The organism is Paraglaciecola sp., from assembly GCF_051252315.1.
In the GTDB taxonomy this organism is placed as follows: Bacteria; Pseudomonadota; Gammaproteobacteria; order Enterobacterales; family Alteromonadaceae; genus Paraglaciecola.
On the sequence record NZ_JBPOFP010000016.1, the window covers coordinates 18,287 to 39,224 of the forward strand.

Here is a 20,938-nt window from a genome sequence, read left to right on the forward strand (position 1 = left end):
TTATCCAAATACTTAAAGTCTGGAGTAGCAACTACTCTAGGCTTTGAATGAAGTAACTTAATGCTTGTCGATAATTCTGGTCATGTTCTTCTAATCCCCAAAAACTCCCATGATCAGCATTTGGATAAATATGTAGAGTGACATCTTGGTTTTGTGAGATTAAATATTCTGACATATCCTGAGCATTCCATTGTGGCACAACAGGGTCAGCACCGCCTTGAAAGATAAAATATTTATCTATGTTATCTCTCGGCGGAAAATATATGGGTGAACTTGCAACGATAAATTGCCGAGACTCTTGAGTGCTTTTGCCAGTAATAAATTGGCAAACGTATTGACTACCGTATCGTGAACGAACCTCTTCACGATTAAAATCGACGGGAGCTGCCATAGATATAATGGTAGAAATTCGAGGATCTCTTATGCCTAATTGGAACACTGTGTTACCGCCACGACTGATGCCCACTGCCAGAATCTTTGATGTATTACCTCCAAGGTTCATTTGTAACGCGGCGGTTAAAAAGCTCATGGTATCGTCAGTAGTACCATCGTAAGCATCGCAAAAATCACCGGTTGAATAGTAAGCTCTCCCTTCGTAACGTAAAGTTCTGCCACGAAACCCCGGATATATTTGAATAAAGTCTTTGATGGGGGAACTTTCAATAGTATTCCAGCCAATAAAGTTGTCGAGGTTTAAACTCGCATCACGTTGATCAAGCCCATCTGGCATTACTAAAATAGGTAAAGTTTCTGGAGACGAGGATTTAGGAACAAACACTGCACCATAGTGTAAATTTCCATCTAGTAGATGTTGGATGATGTAAACGGTGTGATTCTCTCTTTCATCTTCAAGTATGATTTCTGTCTCTGTAGGAGCAAGGTCCCGTGATGCCCACGCAGCTTTAACGCTGCTTAATTCTGCTTCAGTGGGTTTACTGATTAGTGGTGTTGAAGTAGGGGGATTGTTAGTACTGTTATTACTGACGTCGCTTTTAGAATTTCCACAGGCTGTGGATAATAGTAATAACACTAGATAAATAGTTATTTTCTGCATAATAAACCTCGTAAATACATTCCATTTGGTTAGTACTGCATAACCCTTGTTTTCTTTGCTCAAAACTTTCATGTCGTACTTGATGCGGTCGCTGCCTTCTCTCTGGCATGTACATGGGTATGATGCCATCGATTCATGCGCCAACGTTTCCAATACATAAACGCTCGTACACCTTCGTCTAAAATGGCTGAGCCAAGTATTCCAAATATCCCCCACTCAAATACAAACGCCATGACATAGGCACTGGGCAGAGCGACCAACCAGGTAAATAAGGGACCAATTATTGAGATTAATAATCCATCACCTGTTGCTCGCAATACACCGCCTGTCATGATGTTAATTGCTCTAAAGGGTTCGGATAAAGCCGCTAATAGAAATAACCAAAACGAACATGCCAGTAACCATTCATCATCGGTGTAAATGTCCATAATGGGGTGGTGAAAAGCCATCAATACCAAGGCAACGGCACTCGAACCCCACAAGGCTGCCTTTAAGCTTTGCCGCATTTGTTCCATTGCTTTGTGATAGTTTCCTGCACCAACTTTTTGGCAAATTAACACTTGGGTCGCAGTGGTTAGGGCCATGCTAATAATTAGTCCAAGCAAGAAGGTATTAAAGGTATATACCTTTGCTGCAAGGGCCGCTGTGCCTATACTTGCAGCAAATCCATTTAATACAATCATGTTAATATCGAAAGATAGTGGTTCAATCATACCGGGTAAGGTTATGCGGCCAATATGTTTAGACGCGTTAGTAAATTCCTTGCGTACGCTAGACCAACTGCATCGAACTTTTAGCAGTATAATAATGGCGAATCCACTGACTAATAAGCCACAAATAGAGCCAATGACGCTGGCCCACGCTACACCTTCAATGCCAAGTTTTGGGAAACCGCCTAATCCGAATACAACAATTGCATTGCCCGCTACGTTGGCAATAAAAAACACGATATTGGCGTACATATTCCATTGGGGCTGGCCATAAACATTTAATATCGACTGGAATAAAGATTTCACTCCCCACACCAGCATGAGCCAACAAGCAATGCTCATGTACAAGTCGGCTTGATGTTTAATCGTTTCAGGTAACCCCATCGCTTGGGTGATGAAAGGCGCTATTAGGTAAAGAAAAAGCGTTAAAACACTGGCGAAAACTAACGTCCAAATAGTATAGGTTGCAATGGTGGCATTGGTTTTTTCAACGTCATTAGCCCCAAGGCGTTGACTGGCAATACTTGCTCCTGAAAAAATCATGATCCACATCATATTCGCACAGAAAAATAGTACAGGCGCCATCGCGCCAGCGCCAGATGCGGATTCATCACTGATTTGACTTAGAAAGAAGGTGTCTAATACGGGCACGCTAAATTGTAGGCTTTGTTCAACTAACATGGGGCGGCTCATGCCCCATAAGCCTTTTTTCTGGGCGTCTGTATTTGTGTTCATAAATAGCACCCAAATGAAATAATAGTGAACAGTTTGGTGGTTAGGTATTGCTAACAGTTTATTTTTTTGTAAACGTTTTCATAGTACCTGATAAAAAATATGAATCCAATTATCTATCAAAGAATTTGTCGTTGAAATAGCAGGGACTCCCAGAGAAAGGGGCCTTTTTGATAATAGCGAATAAAGCTATGTTGACGTTTATCTCTATATTTTTAAGGTTTCTAAAAATATATCCTCATCCATATTGACATTGTTTTGTTACAGTATAACATATCGGCCAAAATGATATGTTATCACATTTCAGTGTTGGTGAGGATTAGATGTTTAAAGTGTCAAAAATGGCCGTGTTTATGGCTGCTCTGTTTCCGTTGAGTGTTTTTTCTCAAAGTATAGAAGGTACAGTGACAAGCCCTGATGGCAAAGCGGTGGCTGGTGCAAATGTAGAAGTTGACGGTACAGGGGTTAACACCACAACCGATCAAAATGGTCAGTTTAGTTTGCCGTCTTTGAAATTGGGTAACAACGAAATTCACGTTACGGCACCTAACTATGCCCATCATCATCAGGATATCGTTTTTACTAAAGTAGAAACTAAGCAGTTAACGGTGCAGTTAAATCCTTCACCTATTGAAGTGATTGATGTGCGCACTTCGCCCATTCATTTGTCATCAATGGAATCTGCGATCCCCGTACATGTAATTGGTGGTGAAGCACTGCGTCGCCAACAAGCTGCTACATTAGGTGATAGCTTAGACAAGATCCCGGGAGTGAATACTAATTTTCATGCCAAAGTAGCCAGTACGCCAATTATTCGAGGGCTAAGTGGGCCACGAGTTTTGATTGCTCAAAACGGCTTAGATGTAAGTGATGTGTCACGTGTAGGACCTGATCATGCCGTTGCCTCAGAAGCGTCTACTGCAGAACAAATTGAAGTGTTACGCGGACCTGCCACTTTGTTTTATGGCAGTGGGGCAATTGGTGGTGTAGTGAATGTCGTTGATAACCGGATCCCAACCAGCACAGACTCTAAAGGTGAATTTTTAACTGAATATAGCTCAGTAGATGACCAGACATTAGCTTCTTTTAATGTGACGACTGGCGAAGGTGATTTTGCGGTTTATGCGGATGGTTTTGTTCGACAATCGAATGACTATGAAATTCCTGTAGCGGCAGAGTTGGAAGACGAACATGACGATCATGATGAGCATGAACACGAAGAACATACAGGTGATTACAAAGTAGCAAACAGTGCAGAAGACTCCTCTGGTTTTACTATTGGGGGCAGTTACTTTTTAGACAATGGTTTTGTGGGTCTAGCCATTGAACAGTTCAGTCGAAAATATGGCATTCCTGGCCATAGTCACGGTGAAGAAGACTCTCACGACGAAGATGAACATGATGACCATGGTCATGAAGGAGATGACGAGGCTCACGGCGAAGAAATTCATCATGAAGAAGAAGATGTATTTGCCGATCTAGACCAAATTAAGATTCAGATGAATAGCGAACAGAAGTTCAAAAATTCGTTTATTCAGGGGCTTAATATTCATGCCGGTTACAGTGACTATGAACATGCTGAAATCGAACATGGTGAAGTGGGTACTCTGTTTAAAAATAACACCTATGAACTTAGGGCCGATCTACTGCACAAAACATACTCTGACTTTAATGGTGGTGTTAGTTTTCATTACAAAAAGAGTGAAGTAGAAGCGCAAGGCAGCGAAGCCTTTACTCCGCCATCAACAACCGAAATGTTTGCTGTTGCTGTTTTAGAAGAACGCCATATGGGTGATGTGTTATTGCAATTTGGTGGCCGTATAGAAAGCATCACTATTGATGCTGATAACGTTCTACTGCCTGAATTGAGTGCTCACGGCCATGAAGATGAGCATGAAGAACATGACTCAGAAGAGCATCATGAAGATGATGAACACGCTCATGACGAACATGATGATGGCGTAGAGATCACCCGAGTGTTTGCGGCTGAGCATGAGTTCACTCCGGTTAGTTTGTCGGCTGGTTTAGTTTGGGATTTTACACCGGGTTACAACCTTGGATTGTCATTATCTCGCTCACAACGTGCACCTAGCGCTTCTGAATTATTATCATTTGGACCGCACATTGGTACCGGCACCTATGAAGTAGGTTCCTTGTTTGCCCTTGAAGAGCATGATGGCGAAATGGAAATTGGTTTAAGTGAAAAAGATGTTGAACTTGAAACCTCAAATAACATTGATTTCACCTTCAGAAAAAACCAAGGGGAAGTCGGCTTTATTTTTAATCTGTATTACAACCAAGTGGATAATTATTATTATCAAACTGACACTGGATTGTTTGCTGAAGCTGGCCATGATGACCACGGTCATGAAGAAGATGGCCATGACTCTGCTGAAATGGAAAGCGAAGAGGAACACAGTGACGAGTTGCCCGTATTTCTTTATCAAACCAATGATGTGGTGCTAAATGGTTTTGAAGCACAAGTGGCTTGGCAAGTGACTTCAGAGTTTAAAGCCTCGGCTTTTTCTGATTTTGTTCGGGCTCGACTCAAAGATGGTGGTGATTTGCCTAGAACTCCTCCAATGCGTTTTGGAACCCAATTTAGCTATCAAAATGAATCCCTGAGTGCTCATCTGAATATCACTCGTTACCAGTCACAAAGCCGGATTGCAGCTACCGAAACCGCTACTGACGGTTATACCTTGGTAGATGTGAATGTGTCTTATGACTTGCCTGTGTTTAATCAGTCAATGGCTGTTTATTTCCGTGGTCAAAACCTCACAAACCAAGAAGCGAGAGTGCATAGCTCATTTTTGAAAGATCAAGCACCAAGACCCGGACGTAATTTGACCCTAGGGGTGAAAGGTTATTTCTAGACCAAATTAATAGGAAGTATTTCTCCGCTGCATACTACTGCAGCGAGTTGGGTGGTATTTTTACGATGAAACAGGGTTATCGTGTAATTGCTTACATAATTGGATCCTGAAGCATAACAAGTGCCATCTAAATACTGCCCTAAAGATTCATCTTTATTCGCTAAATTCGTGTAGCTCACCAGTTGGTTAGCTAGCTAAAGCTGTTCGAAAAATGTTCCAAGCATTTTTTTAATGTCAATTTTGACATCGGTTTCGACACGAAATGTACACCAAATTTTATACATAAAAGATCAATAGATTTTACTACAAGGAATGAAACATGAATAAACCAATTAGTTTTGTAGGCTTAGCTGTGGCCAGTGCATTGTTAAATGGCTGTGCAGGTGATGCAGAAACTACCATAATCGAAAAAGATCCTATTGTGACTGTGCCAGTAGAAGGTGATGAGCATAACCATGACGAATTTTTAATCGAAAGCATGGGGCGTTTGGCTGTTTTATCTGCTCAATCATCTAGCTTGTCTGTGATTGATCTAGATGATGGGGCCTTACTTGATGACTTTGCTGTGACTCACGCAGGCAGTCGTATTATGTCTTCAGCAGATCACCGGTATGTTGCTATTACGGCCAGAGATATGGACACGGTTGATTTTATCGATGGCGGCTTATGGCGAGAAGACCACGTTGAGCATTTGCATGATTACGCCCAAGCCCCAGTTGCCTTGAGTTACTCCTTGAGCGGCAGTCGTCCGACTCATGTTGGATCGTTTGAAGGCAAAATGGCAGTGTTTTATGATGGTGATGCAGATGCAGGCGTTCCTGCTGGAGTTCAAGTGGTTACCGATGCCGATATAACCTCTGAAAATACTGATTTGCCAACCGTCAGTTATACAATGAATATGCACGGCGTGGCTAAAGCGAAAGATGATATCTTGATTTCAACTATCCGCCGAGAAGATAGCGAAAGTACTTCAAATGCTAAAATCCTGCCTGATCAAGTCGGTGTTTATCATTGGCACGATGGCGAGTATGAGTTGGAACAGACCTTAGAACATGCTTGTCCAGATTTACATGGCGCATCACTCAATGAAGAACACTTTGTGTTTGGTTGTGCTGACGGCGTATTAATCGCTCATGCCCATGATGGTGAAGAGTTTGAGTCAGATAAAATTGTTAATATTGAAGCATTAGAAGGCTTAAGAATTGGTTCTGTATATGGCCATGCAGAAAGTGAGTTATTTTTAGGTGTAGCCAGTTCTCGTGTTACAGGTGAGCAAGTGTTAGTGGCAGTTAACCCTGAAGCTAAAAGCATGGAATTACTTGAATGGGAAAGCGATAACCAAGCGATTGCTTATACTTTCAATTATGAAGGCAACGCTTTAGTTATCTTAGATGCACAAGGTGTGTTATCAAAATTTGAAGTGCATGAACATGACGGTGAACTAGAGTTTGAATTTGAAGCGCAACTCGATATTAGCGATGAAGATTTAGCCAACATGCCAGAAGATCATAACTTTACTATGGTGCCAGCGCAAAATGGCAATCATTTATACGTGGCCGACCCAATTGCTAAGCATGTTTTAAATATCCACCTTGAAGACATGGAAATTGAAGGTGACATAGAACTAGATGTCGTGCCTAGCAATCTAGTCTGGTTAGGAATCAAAGAAGCCGATCATGATCATGACGAGCATGATCACTAAATAGAAAATAGAGTCTATTGTTAGCAAGTCAATACACCAATAGGCTCTTCATTTTTTATATTTAATGAGCGTTAGTGAGATTACCCAATGACAGCCATTCAAAATGTCCCTACAAACGTTATTACCGGTGCTTTGGGTGCAGGAAAAACCACACTTATTCAAGCCTTGCTTGCAAACAAACCTAAAACCGAACGATGGGCTGTTTTGGTCAATGAATTTGGTGAAGTGGGTATTGATGGCAGCTACATGAATGGCGGTGCAAACAACCAATCTACTGAAGGGATTTTTATCAAAGAGGTACCTGGAGGATGTATGTGTTGTGCTTCAAATCTCCCCATGCAAATTGCTTTAAACCTATTATTAGCGCAGGCTAAACCTGATCGTTTATTGATCGAACCTACTGGTTTAGGTCATCCCCAAGAAGTGCTACAAGCGTTAACTGAGCCGCATTATCAAGAGGTATTAGATGTGCAGGCAACTCTTGCTTTAATCGACCTCAGAAAGTTAGAAGAACCCAAGTGGCGCGACCATCAAGTTTTTAAAGAGCAGTTACGGGTGGCTGATATTGTCGTTGTGACTAAGTCAGATTTATATACTGAAAGTTACCAAATTCAGTTTGAGCAGTATCTAGAAGAAATAGGTCAATCCGATATACCTATACAAACAGCTATTCAAGGAAACATAGACTTAGGCAGCCTAGAACAAACATCGAATTTTAAAACGTCACACACTCCAAACACACATAAACATCACGCTCACGAAATGGAAAAATTAACCGCACCAGAAAATGGCGTGTTAAGAGTTAATAATCAAGGTGAAGGTTTTTACTCCAGAGGGTGGTTGTGTGCCTTAAGCACAGAGTTGAATTTTGATAACTGTATGCACCTATTTTTATCCATTTCTGTAGAACGCTTAAAAGCAGTTTTGTTAACAGATAAAGGCCCGATGATGTTTAATGTTGTTGATGGGAATTTACAGGCAACACCATTAACTGAAGTGTATGACTCTAGAATTGAGATTATTACCAGTAACGAACAAGAGGCAAACTTCTTTGCTAATCAAATTGATAGTCTCTTTGAGTAATAATCTTAGTTAACTTGTCCAACTTCAGCTTGGGTTATTACTTCTGGTTCAAGGGCTGCCTCGTCCATCCATAATTTTACATCGGCATCATTTAATACTGTTTGCATGTATTGTTCGCCATGGTCAGAGCAAGTAATTCCGTATGTATTAAAACGAGATACGACGGGAGCATACATGACATCAGCGATTGAAAAATCACCGAATAACCAAGGCCCTGAATTCTGGTGCTGAACTCTACATTCTTGCCAAATATTTTGTATACGCTGAATATCGGCGTTTAATGCTGGTGCTAATTCTGGGGTGAACGCTACTTTGCGATTTGTTGCACGACAGTTCATGGGCATTAGGCTGCGTAAGGCATGAAACCCAGCATGCATCTCTGCCGAAACACTCCGTGCCATGGCTCTTTTAGCACGGGTTTCTGGCCACAATTCTGGGTGAAACTCAGCAATATATTCAACAATGGCCATGGTGTCCCAAATCACTAGTTTATCTTCTTGGTAAATGGGTACTTGGCCAGTTGGAGCGTATGAGAGGAGCTTTTCTTTGTAGCCGTCTGAGAATAAGTTTACTTGCACCACATCAAAAGTGATCCCTGTTTTTCGTAACGTCAGCCAGGCTCTAAATGACCATGATGAATAATTTTTGTTACCAATAATCAGTTTAGGATGTTTGATTAGTTTTGACATGGGATAGGCTTAGGTTGATTTAGGTACCTTTGTTATATCAGCTTTTAATAAAAAAGCCCGCAAAATAAATTAACGGGCTTTTGAAAGTGTTAAAACGACGCAATGGTCTATTAGTCGCTATTAGCCTGCACTAGGCTTTATTGCGCTTTCGCATAAATACTAGTCCAGCGAATAACGAAAATAACGCTATCCCTGATGGAGCGGATACTTGGATTTGGTCATCTGGTATTACATTAAAATTAGCATCTTCTGCCAATAGAATGGATAAATCAAAATCTGCACTTACCGAATCTTGTAATGCGGTAAATTGTCCTTGGCCTAATTTAAATGAGGTACCTAAGGTGTCACTCCAGTTATCGACTAAATCAATGGTAAAAGCAATTAGACCATCAAAGGTAGAGCCATCAGCGTCTAAAAACCCCTCTGTGTTGTCCCATACGCTATCGGCAAATTGAAAAGAATCAAATGCCAACTCACTAGAGTCGAATGCGTAATCTAATAAAAGATAATCAGCAATTGGGTTTAGATTATTGATATATAAATCAACGGTTACAGTATCGCCAGTGTTGTAACTAGTTTGGTCTGCTTGAGCTGTGATTAAACCAGCATTAGCGTTAAACGCCAATGCCAGTGAAAATAAGACTGCTAAAAATTTCACTACTTTATCCTCAGGTTCTTAATCGTTATTTGCACATCGGGCGCGCGAGCATATTTGTGCCATGCCACGAATGTCACGGTTGTTAACTACACCATCGTTATTAAAGTCATAACGTAGGTTTGTTATTCCATCGGTTCTAAGGGCTAAGTTAAAAGCTCTGATATCTAAACCATCTACATCGCCATCACCATCTATATCACCAAATAACGCTACGTTTATCAGTGTGGTTGCATCACTTATTTTGCCATTACTATCCGTGACTTCGGCCTTGAAGGTGTATGAGCCTACATCTAGTCCTAATAACTCATCAGCATATGGTTCACTGCCCCACATGTAAGGTGCTTCATATAATTCGCGAACAAGTGTGCCATCAAGGTATAAACCAACACTGACAACATCGACAGACTCATTGGCAGTTTCCACATTTGTCGATAATGACAAGCTCTCGTAACCGGTTAATAAATTAATGTCAGACTCAACAAAAGTAACGCTCGGTGCTGGTAATTCTTTGACGACGAGAGTCATAAAGCCTTCACCTTCTAAACCTTCGCTATCTATAGCGACGGCTCTAAAGGTATGTTCACCAGCAGGTAGCGCGTTAGGGTTTGGTTGGTGACATGGAGAAGGTACTGGATCTTGATCACAGCTAATCCAACCCATAGCACCCAATTCGTATGGCGCATGTCTATGACCAAAGTTCCAAACGGGTTTGGTATCTACTCGTACTAGTTCACCATTTCGGTATAAAGTCACTGACACGACAGAACGACCTTCAACAGGAGATTCTGCGCTAATCGTTAAACCTAGTTGCTGGTAACCTTCATCTACTTCATAAGTCTCTTTCGGAAAGGTAACGACGGGCGGTTGAGCTAAACCTTTAACCGTTAAGGTCATGGTGGCTTCGCTAATTTCACCTGCACTATCTACGGCAACCGCAGTGAAAACATGTTCACCTTCACCTAATGGATTGGTGTTTGGCTGGTGGCAAGGAGTAGGTACTGGATCTTGATCACAACTAATCCAGCCCATGGCGCCTGTTTCATGTGGTTTGTGTTTATGACCAAAGTTAAAAGGTATCGAGGTGTCTTTGCGAACTAGTTCATTGTTAAGGTATAAGGTAACCGATTCAACAGTACGCTCTTCGCTAGACGCTTGTGCATCGATTGTAAAACCTAATTGTTCATACCCCAGATCTACACTCATCGAAGCTTTCGGAAAAGCAACAGTAGGCGCAGTAGATTTAACGATTAACCGCATGTAAGCCGCAGACGTTTGGCCTTCGCTATCCAGAGCCACTGCTTTGAAAACGTGTGTCCCTGCGAGAAGTGGATTAGGGTTAACTCCATGATGCTCTTCCCAACCCATAGCACCCGTTTCATGTGGTTTAGAATTGTGACCAAAAAGGTATGTAGGTCTGTCGTCTACTCTCACAAGTTCATCATTAATGTATAAAGTCACCGATTCAATTGTGCGACCTTCAACTGGACTTGATGCGGCTACTGTAAAGGCCAATTTCTCATAACCTTCATTTACTGTGGTCGTTGAAGAAGGGAATGAAACTATGGGACGGGTGGTATCTGCTTCAAGATCTAAATCAATAATTTGTAGATGAAGCGGCATGGCATTACCTGAGGTTCTTTCCATCAAATAGTAATAGACTTTGCCATCCTTCACATAAACGGTACCGTGGTCGAATACAGGGCCTTCTGTTTCTTCATACACCCGCTCAAAATTACTGGTACCACCTACCGCTTTTTCAACAAAAGGGCGGCCATTCTTTAAGCCTATGATATAAATATTGTCGCCTGATGTGTAAATATTAGATGCACCTACAAACTCATTGTCGATGATAAATTCGTCAGCGCCAGCAGGTTTGTATGAGTGGATATATACCTGCTCATAATCGGGACGGTTTCTATCTGTAGAACGAACTAAACTAATGATATGAATATCGCCTTTAGCTGTTACCGTCCAGTCAAAACTACCTACTATGTAGACTGAGTTGGCTTCGTCGTGGGTAATGTAATCGCCTGGCTCAAAGACTTTAATTTCATCAGAATCAACTAACGGCCAAGTCATATCTTCGCCTTTGTGGTTCTTCCACTCATCTATGCCTTCTGGATGATCAGAATAAGCGTAATAAACACCATTTTGATATTTGTACTTGTCGTCGTTATCGCTTGAACGTTGCTGAAAACCAACCCGAAGCTTACCGTTAACATATTTCATGTTGCCGTATAAACCCCAGTTATATTCGTTACCTTTTGATTTTTGGTCTTTGTGGTTAAATGGCGAAAACGTAGACCATTTTTGATTTGCCGCGTCATAACGGTTAAATACGTATGCGCCATTATTGTTGCCGCCTAAGCGCATATATAACAATAAAGTTCCGTCAGTGTTTGTGAAAAATTTGGGATAAGTCAAACGAGCAAAATTACCTTTATCAGCAATATCTCCCGTCATAGAGATATGTTTGTAATCGACATACCCTGTGCCTTCATCCGTTTGGCTAATGTCACTGGTATCTTTAACGAATTGCGCCAAGGTGAATTCTTCGTCAGGTACTTCGGCTGCACCCGCTACACTATAAGAATAACGGAAGAAGTCGTCTTTAAATTTGCCATCGTAATTAGTGTTGTCATAGGCGTGCATGTCAAACACCATATGAATAGTGCCATTAATAGGACTAACAGATAAGCCAATGGTATTGTGTGATTCACCAATCCACCAATCACCTCTAAAACCTGTATGGCGATGTGGAAATTCAATGGTCGCTTTGGTGCCTGTTGACGTATTGTAACGGGTTAACATCATGTGACGATCATCTTTACCGCCACGATACCAAGTCATAAACACATAGTGTTTATAGGTTTTTACCGCGTCACCATGTGCTGAAATATTTTTGCCAAAGTGGTAGTCATACTTGTTAGTTCCATTGTCAGGAACGTCGTATCCCACTTTTGCACCGTCAAAATGTAGACCTATGTCAGATATTTTGACTTGATCTTCAAGTGTAACCTCAGCATTTGCTGAAGGGATTGACATACCAATGGTGGAGGTTAATACCATTAGGTACTTAAGCAAGGTTCTGTTGTTAATGTTCATTACATTATTTACCTTATCTATGTGTTGTTTTAAGTATTTTAAAAGGTGTAGGGCCCTTTAATCATGTGACGTAACTGACTATTTAAGATCACCGATCCCAATGCGTTACGTTAGAAATGACTCCTTTGAAAACCTGAAACGAATTAAATTTGGTTGGATAAATTACCCGCCAATTCAACTCAAACTCCCTTGTTGCGTCAAAATCGATAGTAATGTATCAAAATAAATCATTTTGATCATGTTTTTTATCATCTTATTCACATGTTAGTTATGGTTTTTTACATTCCTGGCTTGTATGTCATTGTTTTTGTTGTTTGTTTTGTGACTTATATTGATTTATATTGACTTTGTGCTGTTCGGGGCGTGATTGAGATGGGCGTTTTGATTCAGCTGGTTTAGCCAATAGAGACTAATGGAGTAGAGTATAGTCTCACGGTGGCTTGGTGGTGTTTCGATAGCTAAGATCGCAAATCAAAGCTGGTATAAGGTCGGTGTTTTTGTCATCCGTTTGTTACAACCAGCTATTTACAACAAGTTATATTATGGGGTTATTAAATAGTTGCTTACCTGCTGATAGTAAATATTGAACAGCCGGGTGTTTTACCTTTCTCTCCGGTGATATTAGATAGAAATCTTCGTGAATATCAGTGGTTCTTCCTACTATTTTTACATTGAATTGTTCGATCACATGATTTTCAATTATGGTCGGTGCACTAAACACACCATACCCTGCCTGTCCAAAATACTTAGACAACACAGAGTCGTCAAATTCACCAATAATCAAAGGTGTGACATTTATCTGATCGAACCAAGAAAGTATATTCATACGCTGATTGGTGCCTTCTCCCGCAATGAAGAAACGTTGATTATTTAATGATTGTGGAAAATTGCATGATAGTTGATCGGCAATCTGGGCTGTTGCAAAAAATGTCACTCCGCATTTTCCAATTAGGTGGTTATAGGCTTTGATGGGTGAATTGATTGGCAATGGTGTGTCACTAAGTATGGCGTCAAGTTTATTGATTGCCAATTCTGCTAATAACACCTCCAAGCTGGTTTCTTTACAAACAAGCTTAATGTTTTCATCCATTTTATAAACTTCTCTTAAAAAGTTAAATGAAAACACTTTAGCAATAACATCGGTTACGCCAATTGAAAAACGAAATGAAAAATCGGTTGAATGATTTTTTATCGAGTTGACTAACTCATCGCCTAAATTGAAAATCTCGTTCGCGTAACCAAGAGTTATGTTGCCAATGTCATTTAATATGAGCTTTTTTCCTCGTCTATCAAATAATTGATAGCCTAAACTTTCCTCCAAGGTGTGCAGTTGAGCACTTAATGTTTGTGGTGTGATATGTAGCCTTTCTGAGGCCTTTGCGATGCTTCCTGCATTGGCAATAGCAGAAAAATACTGTAAGTGATGATAGTTTAATCTTGTCATGTTAAAGCTAAGTTATTCCAGTGTTGCTCCATAGTTAAGTATGAAACAATTTTTATTTATATCAACTTTTTGTTGATAAAGAATCAATTACATTCGACTTTTGTTACCAAAGTGAGTGCCGTATAACTGTGCCTTCAATTTAGTTATCAGGGCCATATATGTCAGACAGTTTAATTTTCCAACGCTGGAATAGATTTATTAGTAATGATGCAAGTCCAGGTATATTACTCGTGTTTAGTGCAGCAATTGCTATGTTATTGGCTAATACAGCCTTGGTCAGTGGTTATGCTTCATTTTTAGAGTTTCCAGTTAGTATTCAGCTAGGTTCCTTTTCTATTGAGAAACCGCTAGTGCTGTGGATAAACGATGGGTTGATGGCTTTGTTCTTCTTCATCGTCGGTTTAGAAATTAAACGTGAGCTTTTCTACGGGCAATTGTCTAGCCCTAGCCAAATCGTATTACCTTTAGTCGCCGCAATTGCAGGTATTGCTGTGCCAGCGTTAATTTACGTTGCATTCAATAGCCAAGACCCTGTTGCTTCGAATGGTTGGGCTATACCATCAGCTACCGACATTGCATTTGCGCTTGGTATATTTATTTTATTTGGTAAACATTTACCTCCTAGCATGAAATTGTTTTTGCTTTCGGTGGCCATCATAGATGACATCGGCGCGGTTCTTATAATTGCTATCTTTTACGCACAGGAGTTGTCAGCAACCTCACTCATTATTGCTGGTTTAGGTCTGGTCCTATTATTTGTTTTTAACCGTATGCGATTAACCAGTAAAACACCCTATATTTTAGTGTCGATTGTGGTGTGGGCAGCAGTACTTAAATCTGGTGTACATGCTACTTTGGCAGGTTTTGCCGTTGCATGGTTTATCCCAATTGCTCAAGACAAAGCTAAGTCGATGTCTTATCAAATAGAGCATGGACTACACCCTTGGATAGCATTTTTTGTGTTACCGATATTTGCCTTCGCAAATGCTGGTGTGTCACTCATTGGTGTGAGTTCCGACGAGCTGTTTACTTCAATCTCGTTTGGCATCATTGCTGGATTATTCATAGGTAAACAGTTTGGTATTTTTGCAGCGTGTTGGGTCGCGGTAAAACTCAAGCTGTGTAAGTTGCCTGAAAACTCCACATGGGGACAACTATACGGTGTCTGTTTGTTATGCGGTGTGGGTTTTACCATGAGTTTATTTATCGGCACGCTTGCCTTTGAAGAACAGGGCTTAGCTTATCTAACGCAGGTAAAAGTTGGGGTACTTGTAGGGTCTTTACTTTCTGCCATTGCTGGAGCATTTATGATCAGTCGTTCATCATCAAAAATAGCTAATGAGCGAATTAATACACCAAGTGTTAATTCGGTTAGCAATAAAAACCAAAAGGAAATTTCTCATGCATCTTAAACTTCAGCAGCTAGTTTTAACGTTTACTAAATGCAGTTCATTACTGTTCGTTTGTATTGTGTCAGCCGTGTCATTTTCAGCTACCGCAGACTATAAATCCGATATTGTTGAATCTTGCCAACAGTATCAAGCTGGAGTCGATAAAGAGCAGGTTAATGCTTGTAAACTCTATATTGACGGTTTTATAGATGCGGCGGTACTAACCAATAATGCGGCAATTGTTGACCAGAACTCTTCGAAGGAGAGCAAGACAAAAAGTGCATTTTTGCAAAGGGTTTATCAAACTCGTTTAAATTCTAATCGTCAAGACAGTTTTGACTATCAGTTCTGTCTACAAGTTGATGAAGACCGTAAGCATATTGCGTCAAAAATAGCGAAAGCACTCGACATCTCTGACCTTGCAAGTAAGCCGCTAAAAAGGGTGCTTTCAGAAACGCTGACAAGTGTTTTCCCTTGCAAAAAGTTGTCTGATTCTGCAATGTAATACTTAACAATAATTCATGGTGTTTATTCGATATAAACAAATATATCGAGTGGACTAATTACCTAAAATTACAAATTGCTCAACCCAGATTACTGCCCTATATTTAAACATTATGATCATCGAAGTTAGTTGGTAATTAACATGAAAATATTTCTGGAATTTAGAAGATTATCGATCCTACTTATTTTCGCTTTAGTGTCTTTTAATGTTTATTCAACTGATGTGGTAAAAATTAGAAAACAGAATAAATTTAGCAATAAAGAAGCACATAACTTTGAAGTTATCCAGCGGGCATTGGAAGTGACTGAATTAGAATATGGAAAGTTCATTTTTGAAGAAGTGCTTCTCTCAATGAATCCAAACAGAATGCTTAAGAGTGTTGCTGATGGCGACCTTATAAATATTTCATTAATGCCAGCCAATAAAAAATGGGATGGGGTAAATATTCCCGTCAAGATCCCGGTAAGAATGGGGCTGTTAAATTATCGATTATTAGTAATTAATAAAGCCGATCTAAAAAAGTTTGAAAATATCAAAACGATTGAAGCGTTAAATACCCTGTCTGCCGGTTTATTGAGAAACTGGATTACCACTAAGGTTTATCAAGCTAATAACCAGAACTTGGTTGACGTAATTAATCTTGAAAGTCTGTTTTTAATGTTAGATAAACAACGTATTGATTACATCCCAAGAACCATTTACGAAGTGTATGACGATATAAAAATGCAAAGTTCAACAACCGAAAACCTCGCAATAGAGCCAAGTATAGTGTTGCACATACCTATGCATACCTATGTTTATGTATCTGCAAAACACCCATTGTTGGCTGAGCGTTTAGAAGCCGGGTTAAAAAAGTTACTGGCTAGCGGTGAATTAAAAGACATTTTGTACAAATATTATGGTGCAAATATTAGGCGCGCAAAATTAGCCACCAGAAAAGTCATTTTTATAGACAATCCAAATTACGATTATAAAACCAATCAAAGTAGTGACTTCTTATTCAAAAGCCATTGAACGTTAACCCTTTTATTTCTCTCTCGCTTTATACAACGACTACATCGTCGTTAGTTGGATAACTCAGAACATTTACAGTTTTTGCCTAGGGTAAATGTAGTTTGACTGTTTAGTTGTGCAAAAATGAAATTTTGATCATAAGGTTATTTCATCTCTACATTTGGTTTTAGCCTAATATTAAGAACCTTAGTGAACCACTAAACTCTATTGCTTAACGCTAGTTAGTCACATATCCTTCTAAAATCAAAATAAAAAAAGACCCTTTCTTATTGTGGAACGATTTCTAAGCGAATTAAGGCGACGTAAAGTCATTAAATCATTAGTGGCGTATGTGGGTATTGCTTGGGTTATTTTGCAAGTGGTTAGTGTCATTGCTGGTATGCTCCCAATTAACCCTCTAATTGCACCCGGTATATTATTATTCTTAACTTGCGGTTTACCGGTAGCCATGTATTTATCATGGCATTTTGATTTTAGTTTTGAAGGCATCAAGCGTACTCCTAACCTTGATGAATTAGAAAACCCAATCATAACGCCATTCGGCATAGGGCGTTGGATAGGGTTAGCCGCAGTTTTGGTGGTCAGTAACCTGATTGGTATGCAATACTTAGATTCAATAAAGAAAGAGCAACTAGCTGCTCAAGAAGGACTCAATACCGTCAAACTAGCTGACTCAATTGCGGTCATTCCTTTCACAGATCAAAGCCCGGAACAAGACCAAAAATATTTAGCTTTAGGACTCGCCGAAGAAATAACCAGCTTATTAGGTCGTTCAGAAGAGTTTAAAGTCTCGGCCTCTCGATCTAGTCAAGTGTTAGCCGATAAAGGATTAACACCAATGGATATTGGCCGGCGGTTAAAGGTTAAAACCGTGCTTACCGGCAGTGTGCATGCAATAGGTAGTCGCCTTAAAATTAGAGTCGAGTTATTAGATACAGAAAACGGCTATACTTTATGGACTAAAAACTTTTTACGTGAATTAAAAGACATATTTGACATACAAAGTGAAATTGGCCGAGCGATAGTCAATTTGCTGCAAAACAAATATTTAGAAGCGGGCAGCTTTCAAACTTTGTCCAATACCAGCAGCTCTGACGCTTATGTTATGTACCTTAAAGGCCGCGAAGAGTATCGTAAACAAACTACTGAATCGATGAAAGCCGCTCGAACTTTATTCGAACAGGCCGTGGCATTAGATCCCGAATACGCAAAAGGTTACGTAGGATTGGCTGACACCTTGGTGTTACTCGCAGAAGGTGCCACACGCTTTGGTGTTATAAAAACCGATATAGCAGCAACCTTGGCCCAGCAAAGTATCGACAAAGCCTTAGTACGCCAGCCACAAATGCCAGAAGCTTATGCGGTAAAGGGGTATATTTCCTTTATGCGGAACAATTTTGATAGTGCACTAGAAGACTACAACAAAGCACTGCAACTAAATCCAAGCTTAGCAATAGTTTATATGTGGAAATCACTTGCGTTAAACAGTCTGCAGAGATTTGATGAGGCCATTTTAGCTCAACAAAAGGCTCAAGAACTTGATCCTTTATTTCTAACCAGTACCTATAATTTAGGCATGTTATTGTCATGGCGAGGGCGGTATGACGATGCGCAAGCTATCTTTAACCAACTCCATACTGATTTTCCAGAGTCACCATTCCCCCATCAGGGTTTAGCAGATACATATTTTAGTAAAGGTAATCTTGTGGGAGCTATTAGTGAAGGGAAAAAAGCATTAAAGCTTTCTCCAGACGATGAGGGTTTAGCTCATAAACTAATTGGTCCAGTGCTCCAACTGGGGTTAACCGAAATAGTCAAAGAGAAAGAAAATGATCCTGTCTGGAAAAATGCTATTGAATACTATTACGAAAGCATTTTGATTTTTGATAAAGACTTTAAAACGTTGTTTGAACACCTGGACTTTAAACTGGCGGCTAATCCTGACGACTATTGGATTAGATTTGAAGCAGGCTGGTATCACGCCATGATTGGTGACAAAAATAAGGCTCTTAACCTATTTACTGAACAAACAAACCGTATTGACGAAATTGATAAGTTTGGTATGCCGCATTGCTCCCCTGCTATTGAAATTGCATGGGCCCAAAAAGAACTTGGTAAGGAAGAAGACGCACATAAACTATTTAATAAATGTACGATGTTAATGGATGAACAATTAGAATCCTCCATTACCTATTCTGAGCTACATTACTTAGCAGCTCGTCTTTATGCACTTCAATATAAATCGGATAAAGCAATACAGGCTCTTTCTACAGCAATTGATAACGGCTGGCGAGAGTGGTGGACCCAACACGATCCACTGCTAGCCAACCTTGAAGAACAACCAGAATTTCAAAAATTAATACAGTTTCTTGATGACGACTTGCTCAGACAAAAAGCAGAGGTAGTGGCATTATTTGCCGAAGAGTAGGTTAAGGTTATTTAATTTCAATTCGATAAAAGCGAAAACTAATAGAGGCGAAAAATGCCTCTATTTATATGAAAATGAAAGAAATAATTATTTATGTTTCTTTCTTTAGATGTGAGCGCTTTCTATTCATTAAAAAACCAAGTCCGAATAATAATACCCCCAACGATGCTGGCGTATTAACAGTTTGGTTATCTGGCACTGAATTTATCGGTAAGATACGTAGTATTTCAGTCTCAGAATAAAAAAGCGTGGGTGCGTTACTCCTTAACCCACTGTCGTTATTATAGCTAGCCGTTCCACAAATTTCATCGGCCGGCTCTGTGGGTTGTACGGGAGCTGTTCCAACACTTCCTGCATCTTCCCAAGCGAAATAATCGGTCTGCCATTGTTCGTATTCTCCACCGACCGAATAATAAGCATCCCAAGCGGGGTTAAATTCGCACTTCCTAGTTAATTCTACAGTGTCATTTGAATCACCATTCTCCCAAAAGAAAGAACCATTGGTAGAAGAAAGGGCAACGTTAACGCTGATAGTATAATCTCCGGCAAATAGATCCACAGGAGCGGAAGTGTTTAAAGTTACCCAGCCCTCTTCAACAATGCCATCCGCAGTATCAAGATCAGGCACAGTATTAACGCTTCCTGGCAAGCTCCAGGTTTGGCCCTCACCAGAAATAAGCCAATTCACATCATAGGCAACATCTGGAGTGCCAAAAAACAAGCTAAAAAATCCAAAAGCAAACAAATCTTCGCCTTCGTCGAACTCCCAGGCACAAGGTTCACCTACCGTCATCGCTTGAATCTGTTGGTCGATACTGTTATTAATTTGAGCTGCACTAGCATCGTAATTTGAATCACTCGGCAGAGCGTAAAGTTGAGAATCTCTATCAGTTTCGAAATCATCTACTTGATCTTGTGTATAACCATTAACGCAAGAACTTGGTGCAGCCCCTAATCCACGTCCACCACCACCAACTCCTTTGGTGATTCTATTAAAAAGAAAACTATCAAAGGAATCATCCGTAATACCTAGGGAGTTCATTCTCAAATAACTATTGTCTACATAATGAAAAGCTTGATCAAAGTTACTACTTAACGAACCTCTACCAGTAGTCCTGAGAAGACCAGCATCGGCGATTTGTATGTATAAAAATTGAGTTAATATTAACAGCGTGAGTGTTTTTATTTTTCGAGACATAACTGTTCCTACATGGTGATAAAACTAGCCTGAGGCACTTACCATTTGCAGAACAAAACGACGATAAATGATGGGTATATATTTATTTTAATCATTAATATTTACGCAAAAATCATTCCGCATTTTATTTTATTATTAAAATACAATGAGTTGTGCGTTTCTTGTTTAGCCCACAAATATAAAGTGTAAAAAAAACGGACAAGTTTCGTTTGGCGTTAGACTCATTAACCTCAATTATGTTAAGTGTGATCTATAAATTGGACCATCTGCTAATCAATGTTTTGACCTTGCTCGCCAATAAAGCTCGCCAATAAAACTATCGCTGTTTTTTCTTTTAACAATTGGTTAG

At 40.0% G+C, this 20,938-nt stretch carries 14 protein-coding genes; 7 read left to right on the forward strand and 7 right to left on the reverse strand.

What is annotated here, in order from left to right; translation table 11 throughout:
• Positions 1 to 31: 31 nt before the first annotated feature.
• A complete protein-coding gene (locus tag ACSHXM_RS04995) occupies positions 32 to 1,054 on the reverse strand; it encodes an alpha/beta hydrolase family protein (RefSeq protein ID WP_435687636.1) in 1,023 nt (340 codons plus the stop codon).
• 68 nt (positions 1,055 to 1,122) lie between these two features.
• Positions 1,123 to 2,499 carry an MATE family efflux transporter gene (locus ACSHXM_RS05000; RefSeq protein WP_435687637.1) on the reverse strand — a complete coding sequence of 459 codons (1,377 nt, stop codon included), beginning with the start codon at positions 2,497 to 2,499 and terminating at the stop codon, positions 1,123 to 1,125.
• A 320-nt stretch (positions 2,500 to 2,819) separates the two neighbouring features.
• On the opposite strand from ACSHXM_RS05000, the gene ACSHXM_RS05005 reads away from it, so the two are divergent.
• From ACSHXM_RS05005 to ACSHXM_RS05015, 3 genes are all read left to right on the forward strand, one after another.
• Positions 2,820 to 5,372 carry a TonB-dependent receptor gene (locus ACSHXM_RS05005; protein WP_435687638.1) on the forward strand — a complete coding sequence of 851 codons (2,553 nt, stop codon included), beginning with the start codon at positions 2,820 to 2,822 and terminating at the stop codon, positions 5,370 to 5,372.
• A 319-nt stretch (positions 5,373 to 5,691) separates the two neighbouring features.
• Positions 5,692 to 7,074, forward strand: a complete 1,383-nt coding sequence (locus tag ACSHXM_RS05010; protein ID WP_435687639.1) for a 5-methyltetrahydrofolate--homocysteine methyltransferase — start codon at positions 5,692 to 5,694, stop codon at positions 7,072 to 7,074.
• An 87-nt stretch (positions 7,075 to 7,161) separates the two neighbouring features.
• A complete protein-coding gene (locus ACSHXM_RS05015; RefSeq protein ID WP_435687640.1) occupies positions 7,162 to 8,157 on the forward strand; it encodes a CobW family GTP-binding protein in 996 nt (331 codons plus the stop codon).
• 5 nt (positions 8,158 to 8,162) lie between these two features.
• On the opposite strand, the gene ACSHXM_RS05020 is transcribed toward ACSHXM_RS05015, so the two are convergent.
• From ACSHXM_RS05020 to nhaR, 4 genes are all read right to left on the reverse strand, one after another.
• Positions 8,163 to 8,846, reverse strand: coding sequence for a glutathione S-transferase family protein (locus tag ACSHXM_RS05020; protein WP_435687641.1), 684 nt, complete (start codon positions 8,844 to 8,846; stop codon positions 8,163 to 8,165).
• Between the two features lie 130 nt (positions 8,847 to 8,976).
• Entirely contained in the window at positions 8,977 to 9,504 is a 528-nt protein-coding gene (locus ACSHXM_RS05025) for a hypothetical protein (RefSeq protein WP_435687642.1), read from the reverse strand.
• Positions 9,505 to 9,522: 18 nt separating this feature from the next.
• Positions 9,523 to 12,609, reverse strand: a complete 3,087-nt coding sequence (locus ACSHXM_RS05030) for a BNR-4 repeat-containing protein (RefSeq protein WP_435687643.1) — start codon at positions 12,607 to 12,609, stop codon at positions 9,523 to 9,525.
• A gap of 535 nt (positions 12,610 to 13,144) precedes the next feature.
• The gene (gene nhaR / locus ACSHXM_RS05035; protein ID WP_435687644.1) at positions 13,145 to 14,053 is read right to left on the reverse strand and encodes a transcriptional activator NhaR; all 909 of its coding nucleotides are present in this window, start codon (positions 14,051 to 14,053) and stop codon (positions 13,145 to 13,147) included.
• A 158-nt stretch (positions 14,054 to 14,211) separates the two neighbouring features.
• On the opposite strand from nhaR, the gene nhaA reads away from it, so the two are divergent.
• The 4 genes from nhaA to ACSHXM_RS05055 all read left to right on the forward strand — a co-directional run bounded on the left by nhaA (position 14,212) and on the right by ACSHXM_RS05055 (position 19,391).
• Positions 14,212 to 15,465: a Na+/H+ antiporter NhaA gene (gene nhaA / locus ACSHXM_RS05040; protein ID WP_435687645.1), complete on the forward strand. Its 1,254-nt coding sequence runs from the start codon at positions 14,212 to 14,214 to the stop codon at positions 15,463 to 15,465.
• Positions 15,455 to 15,949, forward strand: a complete 495-nt coding sequence (locus ACSHXM_RS05045; protein ID WP_435687646.1) for a hypothetical protein — start codon at positions 15,455 to 15,457, stop codon at positions 15,947 to 15,949. Before nhaA ends, ACSHXM_RS05045 begins: the two co-directional genes overlap by 11 nt.
• A gap of 141 nt (positions 15,950 to 16,090) precedes the next feature.
• The gene (locus ACSHXM_RS05050; RefSeq protein WP_435687647.1) at positions 16,091 to 16,963 is read left to right on the forward strand and encodes a hypothetical protein; all 873 of its coding nucleotides are present in this window, start codon (positions 16,091 to 16,093) and stop codon (positions 16,961 to 16,963) included.
• Between the two features lie 271 nt (positions 16,964 to 17,234).
• Positions 17,235 to 19,391, forward strand: coding sequence for a tetratricopeptide repeat protein (locus ACSHXM_RS05055; protein WP_435687649.1), 2,157 nt, complete (start codon positions 17,235 to 17,237; stop codon positions 19,389 to 19,391).
• A 91-nt stretch (positions 19,392 to 19,482) separates the two neighbouring features.
• On the opposite strand, the gene ACSHXM_RS05060 is transcribed toward ACSHXM_RS05055, so the two are convergent.
• Positions 19,483 to 20,589 (reverse strand): hypothetical protein, encoded by a 1,107-nt coding sequence (locus tag ACSHXM_RS05060; RefSeq protein ID WP_435687650.1) that lies wholly within the window; start codon positions 20,587 to 20,589, stop codon positions 19,483 to 19,485.
• Positions 20,590 to 20,938: the final 349 nt, after the last annotated feature.

What these genes read in the sequence shown, in the direction of transcription:
- ACSHXM_RS04995 (WP_435687636.1), bottom strand. Translation starts at nt 1,054, where the DNA reads ATGCAGAAAATAACTATTTATCTAGTGTTATTACTATTATCCACAGCC.
- ACSHXM_RS05000 (WP_435687637.1), bottom strand. Translation starts at nt 2,499, where the DNA reads ATGAACACAAATACAGACGCCCAGAAAAAAGGCTTATGGGGCATGAGC.
- ACSHXM_RS05005 (WP_435687638.1), top strand. Translation starts at nt 2,820, where the DNA reads ATGTTTAAAGTGTCAAAAATGGCCGTGTTTATGGCTGCTCTGTTTCCG.
- ACSHXM_RS05010 (WP_435687639.1), top strand. Translation starts at nt 5,692, where the DNA reads ATGAATAAACCAATTAGTTTTGTAGGCTTAGCTGTGGCCAGTGCATTG.
- ACSHXM_RS05015 (WP_435687640.1), top strand. Translation starts at nt 7,162, where the DNA reads ATGACAGCCATTCAAAATGTCCCTACAAACGTTATTACCGGTGCTTTG.
- ACSHXM_RS05020 (WP_435687641.1), bottom strand. Translation starts at nt 8,846, where the DNA reads ATGTCAAAACTAATCAAACATCCTAAACTGATTATTGGTAACAAAAAT.
- ACSHXM_RS05030 (WP_435687643.1), bottom strand. Translation starts at nt 12,609, where the DNA reads ATGAACATTAACAACAGAACCTTGCTTAAGTACCTAATGGTATTAACC.
- nhaR (WP_435687644.1), bottom strand. Translation starts at nt 14,053, where the DNA reads ATGACAAGATTAAACTATCATCACTTACAGTATTTTTCTGCTATTGCC.
- nhaA (WP_435687645.1), top strand. Translation starts at nt 14,212, where the DNA reads ATGTCAGACAGTTTAATTTTCCAACGCTGGAATAGATTTATTAGTAAT.
- ACSHXM_RS05045 (WP_435687646.1), top strand. Translation starts at nt 15,455, where the DNA reads ATGCATCTTAAACTTCAGCAGCTAGTTTTAACGTTTACTAAATGCAGT.
- ACSHXM_RS05050 (WP_435687647.1), top strand. Translation starts at nt 16,091, where the DNA reads ATGAAAATATTTCTGGAATTTAGAAGATTATCGATCCTACTTATTTTC.
- ACSHXM_RS05060 (WP_435687650.1), bottom strand. Translation starts at nt 20,589, where the DNA reads ATGTCTCGAAAAATAAAAACACTCACGCTGTTAATATTAACTCAATTT.